The 26,437-nt window shown below is 35.5% G+C and carries 24 protein-coding genes, 1 pseudogene and 1 riboswitch; of the genes and pseudogenes, 10 read left to right on the top strand and 15 right to left on the bottom strand.

The genetic code is table 11. The features are described from left to right. Nucleotides 1–7: 7 nt before the first annotated feature. From hisF to CIB95_RS09470, 8 genes are read right to left on the bottom strand one after another with little or no spacing between them, the layout of a single operon-like run. A complete protein-coding gene (gene hisF / locus CIB95_RS09505) occupies nt 8–766 on the bottom strand; it encodes an imidazole glycerol phosphate synthase subunit HisF (protein WP_094924547.1) in 759 nt (252 codons plus the stop codon). Then, nucleotides 736–1,470, bottom strand: coding sequence for a 1-(5-phosphoribosyl)-5-[(5-phosphoribosylamino)methylideneamino]imidazole-4-carboxamide isomerase (gene hisA / locus CIB95_RS09500; RefSeq protein WP_094924546.1), 735 nt, complete (start codon nt 1,468–1,470; stop codon nt 736–738). Before hisA ends, hisF begins: the two co-directional genes overlap by 31 nt. Then, nucleotides 1,467–2,069, bottom strand: coding sequence for an imidazole glycerol phosphate synthase subunit HisH (gene hisH / locus CIB95_RS09495; protein WP_094924544.1), 603 nt, complete (start codon nt 2,067–2,069; stop codon nt 1,467–1,469). The genes hisA and hisH overlap by 4 nt, the downstream gene beginning before the upstream one ends. Beyond that, nucleotides 2,070–2,648 (bottom strand): imidazoleglycerol-phosphate dehydratase HisB, encoded by a 579-nt coding sequence (gene hisB / locus CIB95_RS09490; protein WP_094924543.1) that lies wholly within the window; start codon nt 2,646–2,648, stop codon nt 2,070–2,072. Then, nucleotides 2,635–3,678, bottom strand: a complete 1,044-nt coding sequence (hisC, locus tag CIB95_RS09485) for a histidinol-phosphate transaminase (RefSeq protein WP_158217603.1) — start codon at nt 3,676–3,678, stop codon at nt 2,635–2,637. The genes hisB and hisC overlap by 14 nt, the downstream gene beginning before the upstream one ends. Before the next feature lie 4 nt (nt 3,679–3,682). Continuing rightward, complete coding sequence (gene hisD / locus CIB95_RS09480) at nt 3,683–4,915, bottom strand: histidinol dehydrogenase (RefSeq protein WP_408607218.1); 1,233 nt, start codon at nt 4,913–4,915, stop codon at nt 3,683–3,685. A gap of 16 nt (nt 4,916–4,931) precedes the next feature. Beyond that, complete coding sequence (hisG, locus tag CIB95_RS09475) at nt 4,932–5,588, bottom strand: ATP phosphoribosyltransferase (protein WP_094924538.1); 657 nt, start codon at nt 5,586–5,588, stop codon at nt 4,932–4,934. Further along, the gene (locus CIB95_RS09470; protein WP_094924536.1) at nt 5,581–6,549 is read right to left on the bottom strand and encodes an ATP phosphoribosyltransferase regulatory subunit; all 969 of its coding nucleotides are present in this window, start codon (nt 6,547–6,549) and stop codon (nt 5,581–5,583) included. The genes hisG and CIB95_RS09470 overlap by 8 nt, the downstream gene beginning before the upstream one ends. A 229-nt stretch (nt 6,550–6,778) precedes the next feature. Between CIB95_RS09470 and CIB95_RS09465 the strand changes: the two genes are divergently transcribed. The 3 genes from CIB95_RS09465 to CIB95_RS09455 all read left to right on the top strand — a co-directional run bounded on the left by CIB95_RS09465 (nt 6,779) and on the right by CIB95_RS09455 (nt 8,862). After that, a complete protein-coding gene (locus CIB95_RS09465; protein ID WP_094924534.1) occupies nt 6,779–8,002 on the top strand; it encodes an MFS transporter in 1,224 nt (407 codons plus the stop codon). A gap of 204 nt (nt 8,003–8,206) precedes the next feature. Beyond that, nucleotides 8,207–8,548, top strand: coding sequence for a DMT family transporter (locus tag CIB95_RS09460; protein ID WP_094924533.1), 342 nt, complete (start codon nt 8,207–8,209; stop codon nt 8,546–8,548). Next, entirely contained in the window at nt 8,548–8,862 is a 315-nt protein-coding gene (locus tag CIB95_RS09455; protein ID WP_094924531.1) for a DMT family transporter, read from the top strand. Before CIB95_RS09460 ends, CIB95_RS09455 begins: the two co-directional genes overlap by 1 nt. Nucleotides 8,863–9,072: 210 nt before the next feature. Here the strand turns inward: CIB95_RS09455 and CIB95_RS09450 are convergent, their stop codons facing one another. Continuing rightward, entirely contained in the window at nt 9,073–11,070 is a 1,998-nt protein-coding gene (locus CIB95_RS09450) for a putative bifunctional diguanylate cyclase/phosphodiesterase (protein WP_094924529.1), read from the bottom strand. Then, nucleotides 11,070–12,941, bottom strand: coding sequence for a sensor domain-containing diguanylate cyclase (locus CIB95_RS09445; RefSeq protein ID WP_094924527.1), 1,872 nt, complete (start codon nt 12,939–12,941; stop codon nt 11,070–11,072). Before CIB95_RS09445 ends, CIB95_RS09450 begins: the two co-directional genes overlap by 1 nt. Before the next feature lie 170 nt (nt 12,942–13,111). On the opposite strand from CIB95_RS09445, the gene CIB95_RS09440 reads away from it, so the two are divergent. Together CIB95_RS09440 and CIB95_RS09435 are read left to right on the top strand one after the other, a co-directional pair. Then, nucleotides 13,112–14,317, top strand: coding sequence for a sensor histidine kinase (locus CIB95_RS09440; protein WP_094924525.1), 1,206 nt, complete (start codon nt 13,112–13,114; stop codon nt 14,315–14,317). A 96-nt stretch (nt 14,318–14,413) separates the two neighbouring features. Beyond that, nucleotides 14,414–15,640 (top strand): DEAD/DEAH box helicase, encoded by a 1,227-nt coding sequence (locus CIB95_RS09435; protein WP_094924524.1) that lies wholly within the window; start codon nt 14,414–14,416, stop codon nt 15,638–15,640. Between the two features lie 157 nt (nt 15,641–15,797). Here the strand turns inward: CIB95_RS09435 and CIB95_RS09430 are convergent, their stop codons facing one another. Continuing rightward, nucleotides 15,798–17,624, bottom strand: coding sequence for an ABC transporter ATP-binding protein (locus CIB95_RS09430; RefSeq protein WP_094924522.1), 1,827 nt, complete (start codon nt 17,622–17,624; stop codon nt 15,798–15,800). After that, entirely contained in the window at nt 17,605–19,347 is a 1,743-nt protein-coding gene (locus CIB95_RS09425) for an ABC transporter ATP-binding protein (protein ID WP_094924520.1), read from the bottom strand. The genes CIB95_RS09430 and CIB95_RS09425 overlap by 20 nt, the downstream gene beginning before the upstream one ends. A 185-nt stretch (nt 19,348–19,532) precedes the next feature. On the opposite strand from CIB95_RS09425, the gene CIB95_RS09420 reads away from it, so the two are divergent. Further along, on the top strand, nt 19,533–19,793 hold the full coding sequence (locus CIB95_RS09420) for a phospholipase (protein WP_094924518.1): 261 nt from the start codon (nt 19,533–19,535) through the stop codon (nt 19,791–19,793). A gap of 104 nt (nt 19,794–19,897) precedes the next feature. Here CIB95_RS09420 and CIB95_RS16200 read toward each other — a convergent pair whose 3' ends face one another. Beyond that, on the bottom strand, nt 19,898–20,221 hold the full coding sequence (locus CIB95_RS16200) for a hypothetical protein (RefSeq protein WP_158217602.1): 324 nt from the start codon (nt 20,219–20,221) through the stop codon (nt 19,898–19,900). 76 nt (nt 20,222–20,297) lie between these two features. Beyond that, a complete protein-coding gene (locus CIB95_RS09410; RefSeq protein WP_158217601.1) occupies nt 20,298–21,482 on the bottom strand; it encodes a DUF418 domain-containing protein in 1,185 nt (394 codons plus the stop codon). A 268-nt stretch (nt 21,483–21,750) separates the two neighbouring features. Further along, nucleotides 21,751–21,862, top strand: a riboswitch (SAM riboswitch). A 142-nt stretch (nt 21,863–22,004) separates the two neighbouring features. Here CIB95_RS09410 and CIB95_RS09405 point away from each other — a divergent pair. The 4 genes and pseudogenes from CIB95_RS09405 to CIB95_RS09390 all read left to right on the top strand — a co-directional run. Next, nucleotides 22,005–22,733 (top strand): annotated as a pseudogene (locus CIB95_RS09405) (methionine ABC transporter ATP-binding protein); the annotation flags it as partial. Nucleotides 22,734–22,759: 26 nt separating this feature from the next. After that, nucleotides 22,760–23,428 (top strand): methionine ABC transporter permease, encoded by a 669-nt coding sequence (locus tag CIB95_RS09400; RefSeq protein ID WP_094924513.1) that lies wholly within the window; start codon nt 22,760–22,762, stop codon nt 23,426–23,428. A gap of 23 nt (nt 23,429–23,451) precedes the next feature. Then, the gene (locus CIB95_RS09395) at nt 23,452–24,258 is read left to right on the top strand and encodes a MetQ/NlpA family ABC transporter substrate-binding protein (protein ID WP_094924511.1); all 807 of its coding nucleotides are present in this window, start codon (nt 23,452–23,454) and stop codon (nt 24,256–24,258) included. A 79-nt stretch (nt 24,259–24,337) separates the two neighbouring features. Beyond that, entirely contained in the window at nt 24,338–24,907 is a 570-nt protein-coding gene (locus tag CIB95_RS09390; protein ID WP_094924509.1) for a hypothetical protein, read from the top strand. 39 nt (nt 24,908–24,946) lie between these two features. Here the strand turns inward: CIB95_RS09390 and guaB are convergent, their stop codons facing one another. Next, on the bottom strand, nt 24,947–26,407 hold the full coding sequence (gene guaB / locus CIB95_RS09385; RefSeq protein ID WP_094924507.1) for an IMP dehydrogenase: 1,461 nt from the start codon (nt 26,405–26,407) through the stop codon (nt 24,947–24,949). Nucleotides 26,408–26,437: the final 30 nt, after the last annotated feature.

Below are 26,437 nucleotides of genomic sequence, written 5' to 3'. Positions count from 1 at the left end.
CTCCCTTCTATAACCGAACTTCTATTCCTCGCTCTTTTAAATATACTTTCAAATCTATAATGGGAATCTCACCAAAATGGAAAACAGATGCAGCTAATATGCCATCAACATTTGCTTCATCAACCGCTTCATAAAAGTGCTCTTTTGTTCCTGCCCCGCCTGAGGCAATGACGGGAACTTGAACGACATCTGTAATTGCTTTTAACAATGCGATGTCATAGCCATTTTTTACTCCATCTGAATCTATACTATTTATGACAATCTCTCCAGCACCAAGTGATACTCCTTTTTTTGCCCATTCAATCGCATCTAGTCCTGTATCTACTCTTCCACCATTAACATAGACAGACCATTTTCCACTTTCTTTCTGCTTAGCATCGATGGATAAGACAACACATTGTGATCCATACTTTAATGCCGCTTCCTTGATGAGTGACGGATTTTTTACTGCCGCTGAGTTAATAGAAACTTTATCTGCTCCGAGTCGAAGGACATTCGCAAAGTCAGCTAATGTATTAACACCACCGCCGACGGAGAAAGGAATATGTATCGTTTCCGCGACTTTCCTTACAAATTCTAACGATGTCTGTCTTTCTTCATGGGTCGCAGTAATATCGTAAAAAACTAGTTCATCTGCTCCTGTTTCACTGTAAAACGCGCCTAACACTTCTGGGGAATCGACATCAACTATGTCTTTAAACTTTTTCCCTTTCACCACTCTCCCATTACGAACATCTAAGCACGGGATGATCCTTTTTGTAAGCATGAAAGGACCTCCTTTAAATCAACCTTTTCTTCATACAATGCTTTACCGACGATTGTTCCATAAAGGCCAATGGAGGCTAGCTCTTTAATATCTTTTAAGCTACCAATTCCACCAGAGGCAATCACTTGTAAGTTCGTTTTTTCTGCTAATTCTTTATAGATTTCTAGATTAGGTCCTTGGAGCATCCCATCACGCAATATATCCGTATATACGATTGTTGTAATACCTACTTCTTCTAACGTTTGACAAAGTGTCAGGGCATCAACTTCACTTATATTTTTCCAACCTCTTGTAGCTACTTTTCCGTTCGTTGCATCAATCGAAACAACGATTTTTTCCGCTCCATATTTTTCTACGAGTTGTTTTACTAAACTAAGATTTTCTACTGCAACTGTCCCTAAAATAACGCGATTAATGCCAAGTGCTAACAGCTCACTAGCGGTAGCTTCATCACGTATTCCTCCACCAAGTTGGACAGGTATTGATACACTTTTGACTATTTTTTCAATCGTACTTTTATTGTATAAATACCCATCTTTTGCTCCGTCTAAATCAACTAAATGTAAAAAAGGGGCACCTTCCTTTTCCCATCTCACTGCCACTTCTTCTGGTTGATTAGAGTAAACTATTTTCTGTCGATAATCGCCTTGTGTTAATCGAACACATTCATTGTCTTTAATATCTATTGCAGGAAAAATAATCACGAAATCAACTCCCCATATGCTTTTATTAAATTCGCTCCAACTGTAGCACTTTTTTCTGGGTGAAACTGCATGCCAATCACATTTCCCTTGCGAACAATTGCTGGTACTTTCACCCCATAGTCTGCGTAAGCAAGCACTTCTTCGTTTGAAGAATTAACATAGTATGAGTGGACGAAATAAACAAAGTCTCCTTCAGCTATGTACTTCATCACTTCATCTTCTTTTTGTAACTTCAATGCGTTCCAACCCATATGTGGAATCTTATAAGGGACATCCAGCTTTTCAACAGTTCCTTCTAAAAATCCAAGACCTGCATATTTACCATTTTCATAACTTAGTTCATATAGAAGTTGCATGCCTAAACAAATTCCAAGTAATGGTTTACCACTTGCTACGTGTTTATGAATATATGGAATAGCACCTGACAAATGTAGTGCTTCAATACCATCGCGAAATGCCCCAACTCCCGGAATAACAAGTGATGTGCAAGCTTCTATTTCTTGCACATTACTCGTTACCTTTGAGGCAATACCTGCTCGAAGGAATGCCGTTTCAACGGACCCTAAATTACCTAGGCCATAATCTAGTATGATATTCATCTATAAAACTCCTTTAGAAGATGGAAGTTTATTAGAAGTCACTGTTACAGCTTCTTTTATTGCACGTGCTAACGCTTTAAAAACAGCCTCAATTTTATGATGGTCATTTTCTCCATAAAGTACGTCAATGTGAAGTGTAATCCTCGCTTCATTAACAAAACTCTTCAAAAATTCTTTGAAATTTTGCGTATCTATGTTTCCTATTTTTTCGCGCGTAAATGGGACATTATATACAAACGTCGGTCTATTACTAATATCTAAGGCAATTCTGCATAAGCTTTCGTCCATAGGAATGAATAGTGACGAATAGCGTTTAATACCTTTTTTGTCACCTAGTGCATTCTTCAACGCTTGGCCTAGCGCCAAACCAATATCTTCAACGGAATGATGGTCGTCTACATAGAGGTCACCTTCACAAACAACATTGATATCCATCCCACTATGAAAAGCAAGGAGCGTTAACATATGATCTAAAAATCCTACCCCAGTTTGAATAGAACTTTTTCCTGTACCATCAACAGTAAGCTTTACCGCCACTTTTGTTTCTAACGTTTCTCTGTTAATTTCAGCTACTCGCATGACTAACCATCTCCTTTACTCCGTTTAAGAACGCACTATTTTCCTCTTTTTCTCCTATGGTAACGCGGTAATACCAAGCTAGGTCTCCGGAAAATTGGCGTATTAATATTCCCTTTTCCTGTAGTCTTTCTGCTAAATCGACTAAAGTACTTTTAAAAAACAAAAAATTTGCTTGCGACGGGTATACCTCTATGTTTAGCTTCTTCATTTCTTGATACAGTTTCTCTCTTTCCTGTTTTATTTCTAGTACGTACCTGCTCATCTTTTCTGTCTTTTGCAATGCTTCTATGCCATATTTTTGTGAAAGTGAATTAAGATTGTATGGCGGCTTCACCTTTTTGATAATATTGATAACTTCTTTATTTGCGACCATAAAACCTAAACGAATACTAGCAAGACCAAATGCTTTGGACACCGTTCGAAGCACAATAACATTTTCGTATTGATTGACTTGATTAACAAAGGAACCATCGGAAAATTCGATGTATGCTTCATCAACTACTATAATTGCGTTTGTTTCCTCTATTACTTTTTTAATCTCAGCTTCCGTTAGAAAGGCTCCAGTTGGATTGTTCGGGTTACATAGAAGAATTACTTTCGGTTTAATTTCATTAGCCTTTGCAATCAATGCATCGACATCGAGAGAAAAGTCGCGTCTACTCGGAACGCTGAAAAACCTTCCACTATAAATGTTAGTGAAAACTTCATACATACTAAAGCTCGGGGTAAAACTAAGCACTCCATCTCCAGTATCAATAAACGTTTTCATAATCAATTCAATCATTTCACTCGATCCGTTACCTGCTACTATATTTTCTGTTGGAACACCAAGAAATTTCCCCATTACTTCGCAAAGGACAGTAGCTTCATTATCAGGATACCGGTTAAAATCTTCTCTTTCTGATGTTGCTTGATCTGAGAAAAAGAGCGTCTTCCCTTCATTTGCATCGAGTTTATAGACATACGGGGTATTTTTTGTTTCATACCCTTTTAAGTTTAAGATTGTTTCACGAACAAACGTCTTCATCATCTCTTCACCTCTTAAATCTGATGGAAATGGCATTTGCATGTGCTGTTAGTCCTTCTTCTTCAGCAATTAACTCAATTGCATCTTTCCTCATTTCAAGCGCTTCCTTACTGTAATAAACTAATGATGTTTTCTTTTGAAAATCCGTAACAGAAAGGGGGGAAGCAAATTTGGCTGTGCCATTTGTCGGTAACGTGTGATTTGGACCAGCAAAATAATCTCCGACAGGCTCTGGGCTATACTCCCCTATAAAAATTGCACCTGCACTTTCAATTCTTCCATATACATCGACCGCATTTGTTGTTAAGATTTCTAAGTGCTCTGGAGCCAGTTCATTAGTAATATCTATCGCTTCATCAATTGAATTTGTAATGACGATTGCGCCATTTTTGGAAAGTGCTTCTAAAATAATAGACTTCCTAGACAATTGTTCTACCTGTTTTGCAAGTTCCATTTTTACTGCTTCTGCTAGCGCTTCACTATCCGTTAGTAAGATTGCTGCTGCATCTTCATCATGTTCAGCTTGTGACATTAAATCTGCAGCAATGAAAGCTGGATTTGCTTCCTTGTCAGCGATAATGGCAATTTCACTTGGGCCGGCGACCATATCAATACCAACTACAGAAGAAACTATCTTTTTAGCCGCGGCTACATAACTGTTTCCTGGTCCTACAATTTTTGCTACTTTACTTATTGTCTCTGTCCCATACGTTAATGCAGCAATACCTTGTGCACCTCCAACTTTGTATATCTTATCAACACCTGCAAATGCTGCAGCTACTAAAAGAGAAGGTTGAATGGTGCCATCTGCTTTTGGCGGAGTAATCATAACCAATTCTTTTACCCCAGCAATTTTTGCAGGTATAGCTGTCATTAATACTGTTGAAGGGTAGGCAGCTCTTCCTCCAGGCACATACATACCAACATTAGCGATTGGCTTTACGATTTGTCCAAGCCTATAATCTTTTTCATTGATAAAATAACTATTGCTTCCTTGTTGTTCATGGTATTTACGAATATTGTTTGCTGCTTCTTGTAATGCTTCTTTTAAGTCGACAGAAACAACTTGCATTGCTTCATCAATTTCACTTTGCGACACTTGGAGATCATCTATGGTTGCCCCATCAAATTTTTTGGTATATGCATTTACTGCAATATCCCCTCTTGCTTTCACATCTTCAATAATAGCTTTGGCAACAAGAGAAGCTTCATTACTATCATCCACATTTCTACTTAACATTTTTACAACATCTGACTTATTTTGATTGCGAATATACTGTATCAAAGTTCTCCCTCCCATCTCTTAACAATGTTTGGATTGCATTTATTTCCTTCGCTTTAAATCGGTAGCTGACGCGATTGGCGATTAGTTTTGCTCTTACTTCAAACATTTCTTCTAACACTTCAAGTCCGTTTGCCTTTAACGTATTTCCTGTTTCCACAATATCGACAATGACGTCCGATAAACCTACTAACGGGGCTAGTTCTACTGAGCCATTTAATTTGATCGTTTGAATACGTTGACCTTTTTCTGCAAAATAATCGACGGTGATCTTTGGATATTTCGTTGCTACTTTTAGCACTTCATCTTTTCGGTTTATTTTTTTTCCTTTATAACCAGCAACTGCAAATCGACATTCACCAAACGGCAAATCTAACAGTTCGTAAATGTTTCCACCTTGCTCTAAAATCGTGTCTTTGCCAACAACACCGATGTCTGCTACGCCTTGTTCCACATATGTAATTACGTCTGATGGCTTCACGATGATGAAGCGCAATCGTTGATCCTTATCTTCAAAAATTAGTTTGCGAGACTTTAAGTCTACATTGTTTGCTAGGTTTACCCCTTTAAAAACGTTATAGGCATCTTCTGCTAACCTACCTTTTGCTAAAGCAATAGTTAATTCATTCACTGTACTCTCCCTCTCTATTGATTGCTGCTAATAAGCTGGAAAAGTCAACTTTAAATCCAACTGCTGACACTCGTTTACCATATTTTTCTGTTAAACTATCGTATCTCCCACCGCTAATAATCGGCTGATAAATGGTTGGATAATACCCTTTAAAGATAAGTCCTTCGTAATAATCAAATGTTGTCACCATCGCTAAATCAAAAACTGTTTTTCTGCTATACCCTAAACCCCTAAGTAAGATTGCAATATCTTTTAATTCTGATATTGCCTCTTCCATCTCTCCATTCATAAAGTAGCTATGTGATTTTTCACATACTTCCTCGATTGTTCCTTGGAAAGATAAAAGGTCACTAAGTAGGCCTTTGCTTTTTTCATTAATCTCTAAATCTTTCAAATATTTTTTTAACCCAAATTCATCTTTATGATAGATGAACTCTTTTACTTTCTTTTCACTGGTCGGTGTAAGTGCTAATTCTTTAAAAAGACCATTTAAATATTTACTGTTACCTATCTCAAATAAAAAGGTAGTATTATATGTATTTAAGATGGAAAGTGCGAGCTTCAAAATACTTTGGTCTGCAACTTGCGAATCCTCGCCCAAATACTCCACTCCAGCTTGTTTCCATTCATTAATTCCGCTACTTCCATTGTTTTCAAATACTGTTGATTGATAAAACAATTTTAATTTTGTGCCTACTTCCCACTTTGGAATGTAATTTTTAATGATGACAGAAGTTATATCTGGCCGAAGGATCGAAATAGTTCCATTGCCATTTAAAACTTTTACCATGGACTTTAGCTTTACACGTTTATTTACTTCAGCAAACCTGTCATAATCCTCAATAAAGGAAGGCTCAACTTCTAGAAAACCAGCTTGGGAAAATAACTCTTGTAATTCTTTTTTTAATTTGTTTTTACTCTTCAAAAAGGCAAGTTCATCATTAATTGTTAAAAAGTCCATTTGCTCCTCCTTAAATCTTGAATTAATCTATTTATCTAGTTGAAGAAAACTCATTTTATCACTTTAACAAGGTAAAGTGTTAATGTATTAAATTAACTATAACGTAAGTGGAAAAATTGTTCAATAAAAACTTTTTTTGAAAAATTTGCTAAGCATTTTTCTATTTTTCTTGCGACTATGCTTTTATAATGGATACAGTTAATTACCCTTTTTTGAAAGGAAGTTTTAAATGGCCACAGCATTGTCTACATCTCAATCAGCAAACAAACCTGTCTATAACATTTTGTATATTATTGGTATTTGTCATTTATTAAATGATACTTTACAGTCTGTTGTTCCTGCGATGTTTCCAATTCTTGAAGCATCAATGGGTTTAACATTTACACAGCTTGGCTTTATTGCCTTTGCATTAAATATGATTTCTTCCGTTATGCAACCCGTTGTCGGCTGGTACTCTGATAAACGACCTATGCCATATGCACTTCCAATCGGTCTTACTAGTAGTTTGCTTGGAATTTTAGGAATTGCTTTAGCTCCATCTTTTTGGACAATAATTCTTAGCGTTATTTTTATCGGTTTTGGATCTGCCGTCTTTCACCCAGAAGGTTCTCGTGTTGCTTATATGGCAGCTGGAAATCGCCGCGGTTTAGCACAATCCATCTATCAAGTTGGAGGAAATTCAGGTCAAGCACTTGCACCTGTAATTACAGCCTTAGTCCTTGTTCCTTTAGGGCAATTTGGGGCTATATGGTTTACTCTCGTTGCCGCTTTAGCTGTTTACTTTTTAATTAATATTGCAAGATGGTATGCCCACCGTTTAGCAACCATTTCTAAGCAGCAAATGAAAAATAAAAAAGTGAAGATGCAGTTGGACCCTTCGTATTCAAGGGCAATTAAGATCGCTCTTTTCGTGTTAGTATTCCTTGTTTTTGCACGTTCTTGGTACGGAAGTGCTATTTCTAACTTTTATACGTTTTATGTCATGGATGCATATGGGGTTTCAATCGCGCGTGCTCAGTGGTATTTATTCACATTCTTACTAATGGGGGCTGTTGGTACGTTCGCTGGAGGGCCTCTCGCAGATTACTTTGGAAAGCGGAACGTCATTCTACTATCAATGTTACTCGCTTCTCCATTGGCAATAGCATTGCCGTTTGTTGGGCCGTATGTAGCGTTTGCAGTTCTCGCTTTACTTGGAGTAATTTTAATGTCTAGTTTCTCTGTTACTGTCGTCTATGCGCAGGAGCTATTACCAGGGAAAATCGGAACGATGTCAGGACTAATTGTTGGGTTAGCGTTTGGAATGGGGGCAATTGGCTCTGTGGCATTAGGCTCAATTATTGATAGCCTTGGACTAACGTTCACTATGATTGCCGTCGCCTTCTTACCTTTAATCGGTATACTGACATGGTTGTTACCAACTGATAAAAAACTAATTGAATGGCAAAAATAAGAAAAAACATGTCTATGATTAGTATCAGGTTCGGTTGATGGGTAGTAAGTAGCAACTCAAATCCCATTAATTTCGCAAAAATTATTATACTTATTATTACAAAATTGACTAAGATTTAAGGTTAAAAGCCTGGGAGAAGCTGTTTAACAGTTTACTTTTAGGCATTTTGTTTTTGTTAACAATAATTTTGGAGGTGTTGCTTAAATGAATATAAACTGGATTAAAGTATTTGTTGCTGCTTTCTTTGAAGTTTTGTGGGTTATTGGCTTAAAACATTCTGATGACTTTTGGTCTTGGACTGGAACAGTTATTTCTATTATTATCAGCTTTTATGTAATGATTATGGCAGGACGGAAACTCCCTGTGGGAACTGTATATGCAATTTTTGTTGGATTAGGTACAGCAGGAACTGTCCTTTCTGAAACTCTATTCTTTGGCGAGCCATTTAAAGTGGAAAAGGCACTCTTGATTTTACTTTTATTAACAGGCGTAGTTGGCTTGAAAATAGTTACAAAAGGTAATGTTCAAAAGGGGTTTGAATCCTAATGGCATGGATTTCTTTAATCTTTGCGGGTTTATGTGAAGTGTTTGGTGTTGTTATGATAAATAAATTGCACAAGGACCGTAATTGGCTATCATTAGTTCTATTAATTCTCGGTTTTGGAGCAAGCTTTCTATTTCTTGCTTATGCAATGAAATCATTACCTATGGGAACAGCTTATTCAATTTGGACAGGAATTGGTGCGTCTGGCGGTACTATATTAGGAATGCTTTTATATGGCGAATCAAAAGACTGGAAAAGACTAGTTTTCATAGCTATGGTTTTATTTGCTGCAATAGGTCTAAAACTCGTCTCATAAATGTCAGATAATATTGCTTAAGGCCGGATTTGCATCGAACCATTCACCTTTTAAACCTACTAACTTCAAACCAATAGCAAAATAAATGAAATTGAAAATAAGTTTGAGTGCTTATTCAACTCGTGCAACATCTTTAACTTTTCTGATTAAGCGAGCAAAAGAAAAATAAAGATACTCCACATCTCATTGATGATGTGGAGCATATATTCGCTATATATTCATTATTTTTTTTTCAATTTCTGCTGGCGGCATTGGCTTACTAAAGTAGAAACCTTGTGCTTCATGACAGTTATTTTCACGAATATAATCTAGTTGTTCAATAGTTTCAATTCCCTCAGCTGTAACTAATAAGTTTAATTGAAGTGCCATTGATAAAATTCCGGAAACAATTTTATAATCATCACTGTCAACTGTAATTTCTTTTAAGAATGACTTATCAATTTTAATTCGTGAGATTTTAAATTGTTGAATAAAACTTAATGAGCTATATCCCGTTCCAAAATCATCTAAACTTAGTCGCACACCAATTTCATGAAATCTTTTAAAAATTAATTTTGTTCTATTGACGTCTGCCATCGCTACACTTTCAGTAATTTCAAGCTCTAATAATGAATGAGGTAGCTGTGTTTCTTTTAGTATTTCTTCGACAACCGCGACAAAATCACTTTTATAAAGTTGTTTTAATGACAAGTTTACTGATATTCGATATTCCATGTTATATTCTTTATTCCATTTTGCTACTTGCTTGCACGCTTCCCGTAATACCCATTCTCCAATTGGGGCAATAATACCAGTCTCCTCAGCAATTGGAATAAATGTAGCTGGTGAGACAATCCCTTTTTTCGGATGATGCCAACGTAGCAACGCCTCAAACCCTTTTACTTTATCTTTCTTTAAATCTATTTGCGGTTGGTAGTAAACTTCAAGTTGATTGCGTTCTAGTGCAAGTTTTAAGTCTTCTCTTAAACTAATTAGGTCGATCGTCTTTTGATCCTTTGTATTGGAGAAATAATGTTTTGCATTTCGGCCTTTTGACTTCGCTTGAAGTAAGGCAATATCTCCACTTTTTAATAGATCACTTACCTTCTCTCCATTATCAGGATATTCTACAATTCCGATACTTGGCGTAATATTGATTGGGTAGTTATCGATTGTTACCGTTTTAGTTACATAATTTTGTACGTCATTGATAAATTGTTCTAACTCTTCTCTACTTTTATAATCACGTTTAATTAAAACAAATTCGTCTCCACCAATTCTACCGACACTATCCTTCTCACTAGCTAGACTCTTAAGCCTTTGTGTTATTCTCACTAATAAGATGTCTCCAACTTTATGACTTAATAAATCATTAACAAATTTAAAGTCATCTAAATCAATGAACAGCAGTGCAAATTTTTCATTTTTTTCTATTAAACTAGCAATAATTTCGTTTATTTTTACACGGTTTGGAAGATTAGTCATCTGATCATGATATGCCAAATATGATAATCTCTTATTATTTCTTTTCAATTGTTCTTCTTTAAATTTGTACTGATCTTCGGCATATATAATTGTTGTTGCTATTAATAAAAAGATAGAAATAAATTCAGCAACGATAAAGAAACTACTATTAAATTCTACAAATAAATATAAAAAGGTATAATACCAACCGATAATAGCTAATCCACTTAATAAAGCAATAAATAATTGAAAAATTAATGGTAGTTTTCTTTTATTAATAACCATGTCTATTTTCATTTGTTGAATGACTCGCATAACTAAGAAAATAGTCGTCACCATGAGTACAAGTGCAAAGGCAATGGAAAGACCTAAGTGTTCTTCAATTTGAAGGATATCGATTAAAGGTAAGTAACTTATTCCTAAAAACGTTACACTCATAAATAAACTTAACTTTAATAGTTTTATCGTATTCATATCTCTTTCAATTTTGCCGACTTTCTCTATTGTTATATATAAAACCATACAAGAGCCAACAAAGTATAAAAGCATCTTATAGCTTAAGAAATCTTCCCATTGCGCAATATTTATACTTGATAGTATGGATATATAAATAAACCACAATATACAGGTTGCTAAAACAGCAGTAGAAAAACGGTAAAGCTTTTCTTTATTTTGCTGATAAAATAATTTCTCTAAAAAGAAGATGATACAAAAAAAGAAAAAGATTAATAATACTGCAATTAATATATATGTCATATCATTCATTATTGATCATCTCCTTTTCTTTGAAGTAATTGGTCGTTACCGAACACGACTAGACGATTTTTACCTAAATGTTTAGCACTGTATAATGCTTCATCGGCCATTGCAATTAACTCTTTTTTATTTCCTTTGTGTGGAATTAAGGTAGCCACACCGATACTAATTGTTAAAGTGAAATTGTCTATATTTGATATATTTACATTTTGAACGACCTTTAAACATCGCTTAGCAAAACGCTCAGCTTCACTATCTGTAAAATCATCTAATATTATTGCGAATTCTTCTCCGCCATATCGTGCTATAAATTTACCAATAGCATCCGTTTCCGTTTCAAGTAATTTCGCTATTTTCTTTAAGCATTCATCTCCAAATAAGTGACCATATGTATCATTTATTTGTTTAAAGTTATCGATATCAACCATTAAAAGTGATAAAGCTTTATTGGAACTATCAGCTTCGCGCCACTTCTTTTCAAGCGTATTATCAAAAAATCGTCTATTTGGAATATTTGTTAAGCCATCGACGAACGATAATTTTTCTAGCTGTTGATTAGCAATCCTTAATTCCTTAGTTCTTTCTTCCACCTTTTTTTCTAGCTGTTCTTTTCCTTGTTGCAACTGAATTTGTGCTTGTTCAATAGTAGTAAAAGTTTGTGCCAAACGTCCAGAAGTTACGAAAGCTAAACCAATGACGAAAATAAAAATTCCTAATGATGTTAACTCAACATCTTGTATTTCTTTTCGATAATAGATGATATCTCGCACAGTAGCATATGAAAGGAAAACAGCGCTTAAAGAAAGAAAAACAAACCCAGGTTTTCCTTTCGCTACAGCCTTGATAATTTGATATAAATAATAAACAATGATAAGCAAAATAAAAAAATAAAAGAATTTTATGCTTCTTGTAAATATTTCAATTGGCATAAAGACAACAATAAGGCAAAAGAATAATGAAATAGTAGATAGAATGTGAGTATAAAGTAAAGATACATACCCTTTAATCAAGTAATAAAAAAACCAAATCAGTAAAGGTACTGCTGCATATAAAGATAAATATATTATTTTTATATGTAAGACATATGGAACATTAGGAAAAACTTTAACAAAGTATGCTTCTCCAACTAGTAAAGCTCTTAATGCCATACATAAACAAAAGAATCCAAAAAATAACGAGGTAATCTCTTTTCTCCGATAAATAAAGATACTTAAATGATATAATCCGAGCAAAAATAAACCACCAATCATAATTAGTTGAAAACTTAAGCGATCTTCTTTCAAAGCTAATAATTGATCAGTTGTTCCAAATTGGACTACACCTCTTATACCACCTGAACGGTAATGGAAATTTGAAGTATGTATCACAATCTCAGCTGAATCATAGCTATCTAGCTGAAAAAAGAAATATTTAGGTCCATAAGCTGGCTTTTCATCATATTTATTTCTGCCAACTTCCCCATTTCCCCCTACTTTATTTCCATTTATATATACCTCGAAAGAAGAAGGAATATTGTAAATTTTCAGACCGTAGCGAGTAGACTGGGGTATACTTTCAACAATAAGCTGATACGTTGCATACCCTTTCGATTCATGCATTTCTTGCGCCGACCATTGGCTCGGTACTTCTATGTAGTTTGCGCTGTCAATGTGGGAATTTATTGTATTAGGGTTTACGTGTTGTTTCCAATAAAAGCTCCACTCGCCGTATAAATTAATTGGACCATCTTCTGCAAATGACCATTCGGCTAAGTCTAGGACACCAAGTTTTGCTTTCGGAATTTTTCTTTCCTCATTTGAAAGGTGCGAAAATATAAAGAGGATAGCCACTGCGATACTTATAACAACTATAAAAAAACGCATTATTTGACTTTTATCCACAATTATCACCCTTCAAAGTTACAAAATACTTTCTAATTATACCATTTATAGCAAATTATTTCCTCTCTTAATTTCCTAAATCTTGTCTAGACTTACTGTAAAATACAATTTATCATTAATAATATATCGAATTGCACCAAAAACAAAAAAGACTACTAAAGGATTTTAATATGAGAGACTTTAATCAAGTACCAAAATTAAAAAGTTATTACTTTGTAATTAGTATTGTTATAACCTTAGTTTTCCTTGGGTGGATACTTGCGTCAACACGTATAGAAACAATAAGTTTTCCTTATATTCTTCATACTATTGTTATTTTTGCAATTGCTGTTTTGCTCGTTATTTTCCCGAAGTATGAAACAAGACTAGTTCGAATTTCATTAGTTTCTTTTTCATCTTTCTATTTTTATATGCTTTTTATTTTTTATCCCGAAACTTTTACAACATTTATTTTTATCTGCTTAATTCCAGGTCTTGCTATCTTATTCTACCATCGTGGATTGTTTTATTGGTTATTAGGGTTCAACATCGTATTGTTTCACTTATTACTTGCTTACATATATGTAACCGATAAAGGAACGCTATATCCATACATTTATGATGACATCATTGGGGCCATTTTCAACTTTCTCGGAAGCCAATCAATGCTTTATTTTATCTTTTACTTTTCGCAAAATAGAATTGAGCAACAAAAAATGTACTATCAACAAATGCAGCAAGCTGAGCGTCTAAAAACAACCGGAGAACTCGCTGCGGCAGTAGCCCATGAAATAAGAAATCCGATTACCGTAGTAAAAGGACTACTACATCTTCATAATGAAGGTGATGAGTTTGCCGATAAGAAAAAAGAACATTTCCCGTTAATGTTAAACGAACTTGAAACAGCGGAAACAGTTATATCAGATTTTTTATCATTAGCTAAACCGAGTGAAGCTGAAAAAGAATTGCTGAATGTGAAATCTGCTTTATTAAATGTCATTGATTTATTAAACTCATACGCACTAATGGATACGGTAGAGATAGTATTGGATATTGATGATGATTTTTATATTTCAAGTACTTTAATTGAATTCAAGCAAGTATTTATTAACTTATTAAAGAATGCAATTGAAGCTTCAAACCAGGGCGATACAATAAAAATAAGAGTTCGCAAGCAACATAAGAATATAAAAATTGTTATAAAAGACACAGGTGAAGGTATGACTAAATCAGAATTAAAAGCGCTAGGCACGCCATTTTACTCTTTGAAAAGTAAAGGAACCGGTCTTGGTTTAATGATTTGTTTTAACATCATCAAAAAATATAATGGAACAATTTCTTTTCATAGTGAAAAAGGCGTAGGGACATTAGTCAAAGTGACCTTCCCTAGTGTATAATCAATTGCTTAACCGTATCTTCTGGTTGAGCTTTTTTTATTGTGTACGTTCATCATGTATAATGAATGAAATGAAAGTATAGAAAGAAGGACCATCATGACAACATTTAAACATTTAGGTATTAATGAAAAACTAACTAATAAAATGAAAAGCAATGGCTTTGTGACACCTACACCGATTCAAGAACAAACTATTCCCTTAATCCTAGAAGGAAAAGATGTTATTGCACAATCACAAACGGGTACTGGAAAAACATTAGCTTTTTTGCTTCCAATCGTTGAGAAAATAAATGTAGAAGAAAGCTTTGTCCAAGCAGTAATCGTTACTCCTACAAGAGAGCTTGCAATCCAAATTACAGCCGAGTTAAAAAAGATAAAAGATGACGATATTAATGTTCTTGCTATCTATGGCGGTCAAGATGTCGAAAGACAAATAAAGAAGCTAAGCGGAGGCGTGCATATCGTCGTAGCTACACCAGGGAGAATGCTCGATCATTTAAGACGAGGTACGCTTCAATTAAAACAAGTTTCTATGTTCGTATTAGATGAAGCTGACCAAATGCTACACATCGGTTTTTTACCTGATGTTGAAAACATTCTTGCTGAAACAGGACCAAATCGACAAACAATGTTATTCTCTGCAACTCTTTCGCAACAAGTACAGTCACTTGCTAAACGATATTTAACAAATCCTGTAGTTATAAAAATGAAAACAGAAAACATTACTTTGAAAGATATTGAACAATATGTCTATGAGACGACTGATCGAGCTAAACAAAGAAGTCTTGTTCATATCCTTGAACAACATAATCCATTTCTAGCAGTTATCTTTTGCCGAACAATTGTAAGAGCAATCAAGCTAAATGATGCTTTAAAAGCGGCTGGCTATAATTGTGACGTCTTACACGGTGATTTATCGCAAGCGAAACGTGAACAAGTGATGAAGCGTTTCCGTAAAGCCGATCTACAATATTTAATTGCAACCGATGTTGCCGCTCGCGGACTTGATGTTGAAGGGGTAACGCATGTCTTTAACTATGACATTCCTGAAGATGCCGAAAGCTACATCCACCGAATTGGCCGAACGGGTAGAGCTGGTGACCATGGTTTAGCAATTACATTTCTCACAGATAAAGACCGTCATTATATGACACTTATCGAAGAAGGTATTGAAATGGAGTTGGAAAAGCGAGAAATCGATCAAAGTTTACTACCGAAAGACAATACGCATGGCAAGGAAAAAATTAGCGATAAAAAGCAACGTAACAAACCAAAGTTTGACGGGAAAAGCCGCCGTGAGCAAAGTGGTCGCGGCAGACGTTAATTCTAAATTTTTCGGATAGTATTAAAAATAAGAGGCTGGGACACAAGTGCCTGGCTCCTCATTGTAGCGTGAGGTGCCAGGCTTCTTGTTTTGTCCTAACCTCTTATTTTGTTTAAGTAATATTCATGTTATTGCTTCCAACCCATGACCACTTTTGTTACACGAACCTTTCCTTCTTAAATTGACTTTCATAAAGATCCGCATAAAAACCACGATTTTTTATTAGTACATCATGTGCTCCCTGCTCAATAACTTCCCCACTATTTAGTACGAGAATTTGGTCGGCATTTCTAACAGTATTTAAGCGATGAGCAATGACAAAGCTTGTTCTCCCTTCCATTAATCGAGCTAGTGCTTCTTGTATCTTTACTTCCGTCACTGTATCAATACTACTTGTTGCTTCATCCAACAAAAGTAGTGACGGATTAGCTAATATTGCCCGCGCAATGGAAAGCAGCTGCTTTTGCCCTTGGCTAATTCCACTTCCATCTTGTTTTAATATCGTGTCATATTTGTCAGGTAATTTCATAATAAACGAATGTGCATTAGCATCTTTTGCAGCGGAAATTACCTCCTCATCCGATGCGTCGAATTTCCCATAGCGAATATTTTCGCGGATTGTTCCTTCAAACAAGAATGACTCTTGTAAGACGAAGCCCATTTGCTGACGAAGGCTTTCACGCTTTAATTCCACAATATTAGTACCATCAAGGGTTATTTTCCCATTTTCTAAATCATAAAAACGTGCTAGTAAGTTAATAATTGTCGTTTTCCCAGCTCCAGTTGGGCCAACAAGTGCTACTGTTTCCCCTTCAGCAACATGAAAACTAACATTTTTTATTGTTTTTTCGCCATTTTCATAGGAGAATGAAGCATTTTGAAAGTGAACTTCACCTTTAAGTTCATGTATCTCATTTGCCACATCTTTTTCTTCCTCACACTTTTCATCTAGAACATCAAATACTCGCTCTGCCCCTGCTACTGCGGAAAGGAGCGTATTGAACTGATTTGCTAAATCATTGATTGGCCTTGTAAATTGGCGTGAATACTCAGTAAAAATAACCATCGTCCCAATTGACACAAAACCTTTTATTGCTAATAATCCCCCAATTGCCGCAATGATGGTAAAGCTCATATTATTTAAGAAGTTCATTACTTTTGGAATAAAGCCAGAATATGTTTGTGCCCAAAAAGCTGTTTTCTTTAAGTTATTGCTTTTATCTTTAAACGTTGTAATCACTTGCTCTTCTTGTGAAAAAGACTTAATTACTTTTTGTCCAGATATACTTTCTTCAATAAACCCATTTAAGTCTCCAAGATGGCCTTGTGTTTGTTTAAAGATATATTGTGTTCTTCGTGTAATCCATTTTATACCGACAAAAATTAACGGGACAATAGTCATAGTAATTAGCGTTAACAGAGGACTTAACCAAAACATAATTGAAACTGTTCCAATTAACGTCAAAATGCTAGAAAAAATTTGTATTACAGAGCTATTTAACGTCGAGCTAATGTTATCAATATCATTTGTTACCCTGCTCATTAACTCGCCATGTTGCCTTTTATCAAAAAATGGTAAAGATAGCTTTTGTAAATGCGAAAATAAGTCACGGCGCATTCGATAAATTGTCTCTTGGGCAACGCCAATCATGACAAAGTTTTGCAGTAATACAAATACACCGAAAAAAACATAAACACCTGCCAATAGCAAAAGGATGAAAAGTAATCCATCTGTTTTTTGTGGAACAATATAATTATCGATTGCTGAGCCAATTAACAATGGGCCTAATAAACCTAAGACAGAACTTACAATTACCATGGCAAGTACTAGAAATAACTTAGCTTTTTTATATGATAAGTAGTTCCATATACGCTTTAAAGTACCGAGCGTGTCTTTAGCTTTTTTCTTCTTTTTCTTTGGTGATTTAATCTCACTTAAAGGAATTTTTTCATATTGGAAAGGTTCACGTAGTTGTTTGCGCACGTTGTAATTCCTCCTCTCCAAATTGTGAAGCATATATTTTCTGATATAACTCAGAGTTCCTAATTAATACATCGTGACTACCACTAGTTAATAATTTCCCGTCTTCTAAAAGAAGAATCGTATCTGCTTCCATTGCTGTGCTAATTTTTTGCGTAACAATGATTGTTGTACATTCGTATTGCTTCACTGCCTCGAGAAGTTTTCCCTCTGTTTTCAAATCTAAAGCACTCGTACTATCATCAAGTAGAAGAATTTTTGGTTTACGGACAAGCGCTCTTGCAATCGAAAGCCTTTGCTTTTGACCACCTGATAAGTTAACACCTTTTTGGCCAAGAACTGTTTCATAGCCATTCGGAAACTTTTCAATTGTTTCATGTATTTGGGCACTTTTCGCTGCTGCTCTAATTTCTTCGAACGTTGCATGTTCTTTACCCATTGCAATATTTTCTTTAATTGTCCCCGAAAAGAGCATCGCTTCTTGAGGAACAACACCGACTTTGCTCCGTAAATGCTTTAATTTGTATCGATCTATTGAAGTATCATCGATGAAAATTGCCCCACTATTTACATCATATAAACGTGGTATTAATTGCATCAGAGACGTTTTCCCTGATCCTGTCGCTCCTAAAATTGCTACCGTGTGCAAAGGCTCTGCAACAAAAGACAACTTTTCTATTGCCGCAGAATCAGCTTGTGGATACTGGAAGGTAACATTTCTAAATTCAACCTTCCCGTGTCGAACTTGCCACTTATCATTTGCATATTTTTTATCTACTAAATGGACTTCTTCATCTATCACTTCAACTATTCTAGCTGAAGATGCTTTTGCTCTCGAGAAGGCCATAATAATCCATGAAAAAATGGACATTGCCGCTGTAATTCTAGTCGTATAATTTATGATAGCGACTACTTCACCTACTTGGATTGATCCATTTGTCACTCCAAAATTACCAAACCATAAAATGACAATAATACTGAAGTTCATAACGACCATTAAAATCGGCGTTGTTGCTTCCATTAAGCGCAGGGCACGGACTGTTTTTTCTTTTAAGTCTTCATTCGCTCTGTTAAATCGCTTACCTTCATGTTTTCTTGTCACAAGTGCTTTTATGAGGCGAATGGCAAACAAGTTTTCACGCATCACACTATTCACTTTATCTAATCTTTTTTGCACGCTTGTATATAATTTACTACCTTTTCTAAGCACCCATATTAAAAAGAAAAATAACAGCGGGACAGATATTAAAATACTTATAGCAAGCTTACTGTTTACTAGTAGGGCCATAACTAATCCACCGATAATTAAGAGTGGTGCACGCATCATAATACGTAAACTCATGAACATTGTTTGCTGGATTTGCATGACGTCATTCGTCATTCTCGTAATTAAAGAAGATGTTGGGTATGTATTAAAGTTTGCAAACGCAAACGACTGAATTTTTTCATATAATCTAACTCGTAAGTCATAGCCTAACCCTTGGCTTACATGAGCGGCATAAAAAGAATTAATGATCCCCGAGGCAAAGGCAATAAGTGAGATACCAACCATTACACTACCCCAAACAATGACAGTGTTCATATCTCTTTGTACTATTCCATCATCAATTATTTTTGCCATTAGTAACGGCTGTGACAACTCCACTGCAAGTTCAGTTAACATAAAAAATAACGCGACACTCACGTGAATTTTATATGGTTTTAAAAATGATAATACTTTCAACATAATGATGCCCCCAACTTTTCTGCCTATCAAAATTCGCAAAATTCTAAAACTATCTTATCATAATTAACCTTGTTTTCTATGAATGATGCTCACTCTAAGGCATTGTCTAGGCAAATGGACTTGCCATTTTTCAGCTTCTGCATAGTATATAGAAAGTTTGCTTTACTATAAGGAGTGTAAAAGGCATGTTTAGATTCTGCATTTTCCCAGGCTATAAATGGTGTGGTCCTGGCTGTAGTGGACCTGGCGCTCCCATTAATCGTGTTGATGCAGCTTGCAAAATGCATGATGAATGTTATCAATATTACGGAGATAAATGCTATTGTGACCAGGTTTTCATACAACAATTACGACCTCTAGTTAATCCTTATACAGTTGAAGGACGTCATGCAGATCTTATTTACGGATATATGAAACTACACACATTCTTTACTTGTCGTTTCTAAGAGTGAGTTGAAATAAAAAAAACACCTATCAAGTTGTAATCAGATTTGATAGGTGTTTCTGATATAAATAAGCGTAATTAATCATAGAGGACTTAGACTTCGCTTTAGAAATAATCTTTATAAAGATATGCAGTTACTATTAATGCGATTACATTGTAAAATAAGGAACTATAAAATACAACGCTTGGACTGAACTCTTTTTTTTCCCTATCCACTTTCAGTCCTGTCGTAGACTGTGTGTTATATCTAACAGAATCTGAGAGTACACCACCAGATGAAGTTAAGAACCATATTGCGACTGAAATACCTATACCCGTGATTAGTGCATAGTCCCAATAGCTCACTCCCAACGATTTAGTTATTCCATAATTAATAAATATGATGATACTAATGGTAATAGCCGACCATATTGCATTTTTCATATACATCGCTCCTATTCTAAGTCTCTATTAGTTATTTATTGTAAATTTTATAGTTTGTTATATTTTACCATAAAATACAAGACTAAGCTTCTATCTTATTTTGCAATCCTACTTTCTTTTTTATCGCTAACACATTTTTATACGTCACTGTCCGCCAAAGCCATTCTAACGGTCCATATTGATAACGTGCTAACCACCATTTACTAATGAAAATTTGCATGATAAATATAACTACCGTTAACAACAAGCCAACTTTATTCGTGACAGAACCATACAATCCGAAGCCATAGCTGTAAAACAATAATGTGCAAATAACAGACTGAAGAATATAATTACTTAATGATAACCGTCCAATGTATCGTAATGGCGCTAATACCTTAAGTCCTATTTTTGCTTCAACGAGTAAGACAATTGACGTTGCATAACCAATCGCCATAAGTGGTCCGCCAACACCGTCTTGGTACATGGAAGCGATAAGATTGTCTGTAAAATATGGCAGCACTTTAAGTGGTATCCCGATCGCTAATGTAATAATAGCAATCTTTTTTAATTTCTCCTTATGCTCGCTTGCTTGATGAAAGAGCTTTTCCTTTGCAAAATAAGCGCCTAATAAAAACATTGGTAGCAATGATATGACAACGAAAACCATACCAAAACCGCCGTGTACATAAAGATAATCTGAAATTCTTTGCATTGTAATTTCAACATAAGAACCACTTTGATACACATTTTCAATATCATTTGCTGATGTCGGTTTTTCAGTAAGAGAACCTGTTCCAGACATAAGTAATAACAAGCCAATCGCCAAGTATGGAATAGCAATCATAGCAATGGAATGAATTAACAGTGACTTCCCTCTAGCACTTAAAAATAAAATTAAAATAATTGCCGTAATAGCGTATGTAATTAAAATATCTCCATGCCAAATTAAGATTGCATGAATTAGTCCAAGTACTAGTAAAAAAGTAAACCTTCTCAACAAAAACGGTAATGGACGAAGCTCTTTTTCTTTTAATCTTTCATAAAAGAAAATAGTCCCGAACCCGAATAAAAAGGAAAAAAGCGTGTAAAAATTTGCCTGAGCAACAATGTCGATAAAAATAACGACTGCCTTATCCCAGAATGTTTCTGCTGCTTTTTGTTGGTCAATATATAAAAATGGTAAAAAGAAAGCTGGCATATTCACTAAAAAAATGCCGAATAACGCAAACCCCCTGACGATATCTATCGCATCGATTCGCTCTTTTGCTATGCTTGGCTTTATCAAATAAATCACACATCCTGTCATATATTTGTATCTAAATTGTATTCGCAAAAAAAATTATAATTCCTGCATAAAAACAGTTGTCACTTCGTAAAAATAGTTGTATTATTTATCTCATGCTTGAAAAAAAGAGCTAGAAATTACTTCGAAAAAAGTTTTTAAAAAAATGCTTGACGCTTTTTTTACAACCATGCTATAGTTACTTTCATAGTTCACTAACTTTATTGAGCTAAAGTATTAATTCACTAAAATAACAATTAAATAGATTGAACTCTTATCATGAGAGGTGGAGGGACTGGGCCCGATGAAACCCGGCAACCGTCAACGATTTTTGTTGAAATGGTGCCAATTCCTACAAAGCTTTTTGCTTTGGCAGATGAGAGAAAGGACCCTACATATAACCCTTTCTGCTTGTTTGCGGAAAGGGTTTTTTATTGTTTCCTTAGGGCCTTAAGTCGCACCATCATATTTACAATCCTGACTAAACCTATAAAATTACTAAAAAAGAAAGAAGGGATTAAAAAATTGATCAAATTAAACGCTGTTGAAAAAGTATTTCGCAGAAAAAAACGCCCAGCTGTAACAGCTGTTTCAAACATTAACTTAACGATCGAAAAAGGAGAAATATTTGGCATCATTGGTTATAGTGGCGCCGGGAAAAGCACCTTGTTGCGGATGATCAATCAATTAGAAAAACCGACAAGTGGAACTGTCACTGTAGGCAATGTAGACTTTACTACTCTTCGAGGGAAACAATTACGACAAGCAAGACAAAAAATTGGAATGATTTTTCAGCACTTCAACCTACTTTGGTCAAGAACTGCTGCTGAAAACATTTCCTTACCACTCGAAGTTGCCAATGTACCAAAGGCTGAACGCGATGCAAAAGTAGCCGAACTGATTAAACTAGTCGGACTTGAAGGTAGAGAAGATGCTTATCCAGCTCAACTAAGCGGAGGTCAAAAGCAACGTGTTGGCATTGCAAGAGCATTAGCAAACAACCCTAGTATCCTATTATGTGACGAAGCAACATCGGCATTAGACCCGAAAACAACGGACTCCATTTTGCAGTTGTTACTTGATATTAATAAGCGACTTGGCTTAACAATTGTCCTCATTACACATGAGTTTGATGTCATTCGCAAAATATGTAAAAAGGTAGCTGTTATGGAAAATGGAAGCATCGTAGAACAAGGTAACGTCCAACAAATCTTCCATCAGCCACGTCATCAAGCTACTAAAAGCTTTGTTAAAGGAACTGAACTGGAGGTTATTAGCAAATGATTAGCAACATCATTCCACATGTAAAGTGGGAAAAAGTAATTGATGCAACCATTGAAACACTTTACATGACAGCAGTTTCTGTTCTTGCAACATTTATCTTCGGCGTCATATTAGGGTTATTGCTCTTCTTAACATCGAAGGGAAATTTATTGGAGAATGCTTCGATTCACCGAATCATTGCTTCATTCGTTAATATTTTTCGATCAATACCATTTATCATTTTAATTATATTGCTAATTCCACTCACAAAGATTTTAGTAGGAACAATGCTGGGGGCAAATGCTGCATTACCTGCTTTAATTATCGGAGCCGCACCATTTTACGCTCGCATGGTCGAACTTGCTCTACGTGAAATTGACAAAGGAGTAATTGAAGCTTCACTAGCAATGGGAGCATCATTTAAGGATATTATTTTTAAAGTTTTACTTCCCGAAGCAATGCCCGCTTTAGTATCCGGTATTACAGTTACAGCAATTGCACTAGTAGGTTATACCGCAATGGCCGGAGTTGTCGGTGCTGGAGGACTTGGTAACTTAGCATATTTAGAAGGCTTTCAACGAAGTCATAATGACGTAACGATCGTCGCAACTATATTAATATTATTCATCGTTTTCATCATTCAGTTTATCGGTGACAAAGTCACTTTAAAAATAGATAAAAGATAAAAAATAAAAGGGGATAATTAAACATGAAAAAATTATTATTAGTATCATTCTTATCAATTATTGTAATCTTCGCTTTCGCTGGTTGTTCAAATAACGAGAACAAATTAGTTGTTGGTGCGTCTAACGTACCTCATGCAGAAATTTTAGAACAAGTAAAACCTATCTTAGCTGAGCAAGGCATTGAATTAGAAATCGTTACATTCCAAGATTATGTATTACCAAACCAAGCATTAGAAGGTAAAGAACTTGATGCTAACTATTTTCAACATGTACCTTATTTAGCTTCACAAATTGCAGATCATGGTTATGACTTTGTCAATGCAGGTGGCGTTCATATCGAACCAATTGGTGTTTATTCTACTAAATACGATAGCATTGAAGACCTTCCAAAAGGTGCAACAATTATTATGAGTAACTCTATTGCTGATCACGGTCGAATTTTAACACTTTTACAAAATGTTGGCTTAATTACTTTAAAAGAAGGAATTGATACAACGAAGGCTACAACAGATGACATTGCTAGCAATCCTAAAGGGTTCGTTTTTAAATATGATGTTGAAGCAGGACTTCTTCCGCAAGTTTACAAAAATGGCGAAGGTGATGCTGTCTTAATTAATACGAACTACGCAATCGATGCAGGGTTAAACCCATTAGAAGATGCAATCTTAGTTGAAGGTGCTGAATCTCCTTACGTCAATATCATTACAGTAAGAAATGGCGATGAAAAACGTGAGGATATTAAAGCTTTACTTGAAGTACTTCGTTCAAAAGAAATCCAAGACTTTATCTTAAAAGAATACAAAGGTGCAGTAGTACCGGTAAGTGAATAAATAAAACAAAATAGTGCATGAGAAATATATAATAAACAAATGATAGAGAATATCTTCAACATGCAGGAAGTGTTCTCTAATGAAGAAAATTTTACTACTATCGACCATTTTGGTATTCATTTTTAACTCCTTTGCTTTAGCTGAAAAAGAAAAAAATGTCTCAGGTACATTACTTATTAATGTTAAGGCTTGGAAAGAATATAACATGCATGACTTATATCGACCGCCTATTAAAGGAGCGCGTATTCTTATTATAGACTCCTTAGGTAAAATCGTCGGTAATGTTCTAACGGACAACGAAGGAAAAGCTGTTTCAAATTTTTCAGTACCACGAGACCCTCGCTTCCCAAATAAAGACTTGGGAGTAGTAACGGTTATCGCAATTGCAGACGGCTATAATGAATTCATTAACTTTAATGTTGTCTTAAATGAGCATGGAACAGAGTTTGAAAATAGTGTAAACATCTTTTTACGCGGAATAGTTTGGGGTAGACGTAACGAACCTCAATATATTCATGCTAGTTTTCATCGCCATACTGTTTTTCCCATGCTCGATTATTATGCTAAAAAGGCTGGTCTAGTTAGACAAGACATTCCCTTAAAATATCAGTCTCTCGAAATTGCACCATGGAGCCCTCAGCTAAAATAAAGAAAACCCGTTGTTTTTAATAACGGGTTTTCTTTGCCATTATGTTAACGAATAGTTAGGTGCTTCCTTCGTTATTTGCACATCATGTGGATGCGACTCTTTTAAGCCAGCACCTGTAATGCGGACGAATTTCCCTTCGTTCCTTAGTTCATCAAGAGTTGCCGTTCCGCAATAGCCCATACCTGCACGTAGCCCACCAATTAATTGATGCAACGAATCAGCTAATGGACCTTTATAAGGAATTCTTCCTTCAATTCCTTCAGGTACTAGCTTTTGTTCATTTTCCTGGAAATAGCGATCTTTACTTCCAGCTTGCATTGCCCCCATTGAACCCATGCCACGATATGCTTTAAAACGGCGACCTTGGAATATTTCAAACTCACCAGGACTTTCTGTCACACCAGCAAGCAAACTTCCAAGCATTACAGCATGTGCTCCAGCTGCAATCGCCTTTGGAATTTCTCCAGAATATTTAATTCCACCATCAGCAATAACTGGAATGTTATATTCTCTGGCAACTGTTGCGCAATCGTAAACTGCCGTTACTTGTGGTACACCAATTCCAGCTACAATTCTCGTTGTACAAATAGAACCTGGGCCGATACCTACTTTAATAATGTTAGCTCCTGCTTCAATTAAATCTCTCGTTGCCTCGCCAGTAGCGACATTTCCTGCAATGATATTTAAACTAGGATACGTGCTGCGAATACGACGAACGGTATTTAATACACCTTGCGAATGACCGTGCGCTGTATCAATTACGACAACATCAACTCCTGATTCAACTAAAGCAGCTACACGTTCATCAGTATCATTTGAAACACCTACCGCTGCACCAGCTACTAACCTTCCATTGCTATCTTTAGCGGCATTTGGAAATTGAATTGCTTTTTCAATATCCTTAATTGTAATTAATCCTTTAAGCTTAAACTCACTATCTACTAATGGTAGCTTTTCAATTTTATGCTTTTGTAAAATGCTCGCTGCTTCTTTAAGTGTCGTGCCAACAGGTGCAGTAATTAAGTTTTCAGACGTCATTACCTCAGCGATCACAATCGAATAATCATCAATAAAGCGTAAGTCACGGTTAGTTAAAATGCCAACTAACGTGTTTTCTTCATCTGTAATTGGCACACCAGAGATGCGATATTTACTCATTAAGTGCTCAGCATCATAAACTTGGTGGCTCGCTTGTAATGAGAATGGGTTAGTAATGACGCCATTTTCCGAGCGTTTCACTCGATCAACATGCTCAGCTTGCATGGCAATCGTCATATTTTTATGAATGATTCCAAGACCACCTTGACGCGCCATCGCAATTGCCATTTCTGCTTCCGTTACCGTATCCATTCCTGCGCTAATAATTGGGATATTCAACGTTAATGTTTCGCTTAGCTTCGTCTTTACTTGAACCTCTTTTGGTAACACACTTGATTTTGCAGGGACTAAAAGTACATCATCAAAAGTTAGACCTTCTTTAGCAAATTTCTGTTCCCACATCTCTTCCTACCCCTTTTCTTATATTAGTAT

The organism is Lottiidibacillus patelloidae (genome assembly GCF_002262935.1).
GTDB lineage: Bacteria > Bacillota > Bacilli > Bacillales > SA5d-4 > Lottiidibacillus > Lottiidibacillus patelloidae.
The sequence above is the reverse complement of the archived record's forward strand: the minus strand, read 5'-3'. Positions and strand labels throughout refer to the sequence as shown.

Bases quoted from the DNA above. Each gene is read 5' to 3' on its own strand.
- CIB95_RS09440 (WP_094924525.1), top strand. From the start codon at position 13,112: ATGAGAGACTTTAATCAAGTACCAAAATTAAAAAGTTATTACTTTGTA.
- hisC (WP_158217603.1), bottom strand. From the start codon at position 3,678: ATGATGAAGACGTTTGTTCGTGAAACAATCTTAAACTTAAAAGGGTAT.
- CIB95_RS09395 (WP_094924511.1), top strand. From the start codon at position 23,452: ATGAAAAAATTATTATTAGTATCATTCTTATCAATTATTGTAATCTTC.
- guaB (WP_094924507.1), bottom strand. From the start codon at position 26,407: ATGTGGGAACAGAAATTTGCTAAAGAAGGTCTAACTTTTGATGATGTA.
- CIB95_RS09425 (WP_094924520.1), bottom strand. From the start codon at position 19,347: ATGTTGAAAGTATTATCATTTTTAAAACCATATAAAATTCACGTGAGT.
- CIB95_RS09460 (WP_094924533.1), top strand. From the start codon at position 8,207: ATGAATATAAACTGGATTAAAGTATTTGTTGCTGCTTTCTTTGAAGTT.
- CIB95_RS09390 (WP_094924509.1), top strand. From the start codon at position 24,338: ATGAAGAAAATTTTACTACTATCGACCATTTTGGTATTCATTTTTAAC.
- CIB95_RS09470 (WP_094924536.1), bottom strand. From the start codon at position 6,549: ATGGACTTTTTAACAATTAATGATGAACTTGCCTTTTTGAAGAGTAAA.
- CIB95_RS09400 (WP_094924513.1), top strand. From the start codon at position 22,760: ATGATTAGCAACATCATTCCACATGTAAAGTGGGAAAAAGTAATTGAT.
- hisH (WP_094924544.1), bottom strand. From the start codon at position 2,069: ATGAATATCATACTAGATTATGGCCTAGGTAATTTAGGGTCCGTTGAA.
- CIB95_RS09465 (WP_094924534.1), top strand. From the start codon at position 6,779: ATGGCCACAGCATTGTCTACATCTCAATCAGCAAACAAACCTGTCTAT.
- hisF (WP_094924547.1), bottom strand. From the start codon at position 766: ATGCTTACAAAAAGGATCATCCCGTGCTTAGATGTTCGTAATGGGAGA.
- hisB (WP_094924543.1), bottom strand. From the start codon at position 2,648: ATGCGAGTAGCTGAAATTAACAGAGAAACGTTAGAAACAAAAGTGGCG.
- hisD (WP_408607218.1), bottom strand. From the start codon at position 4,915: ATGTTAAGTAGAAATGTGGATGATAGTAATGAAGCTTCTCTTGTTGCC.
- CIB95_RS16200 (WP_158217602.1), bottom strand. From the start codon at position 20,221: ATGTATATGAAAAATGCAATATGGTCGGCTATTACCATTAGTATCATC.
- CIB95_RS09455 (WP_094924531.1), top strand. From the start codon at position 8,548: ATGGCATGGATTTCTTTAATCTTTGCGGGTTTATGTGAAGTGTTTGGT.
- CIB95_RS09420 (WP_094924518.1), top strand. From the start codon at position 19,533: ATGTTTAGATTCTGCATTTTCCCAGGCTATAAATGGTGTGGTCCTGGC.
- CIB95_RS09435 (WP_094924524.1), top strand. From the start codon at position 14,414: ATGACAACATTTAAACATTTAGGTATTAATGAAAAACTAACTAATAAA.
- CIB95_RS09450 (WP_094924529.1), bottom strand. From the start codon at position 11,070: ATGAATGATATGACATATATATTAATTGCAGTATTATTAATCTTTTTC.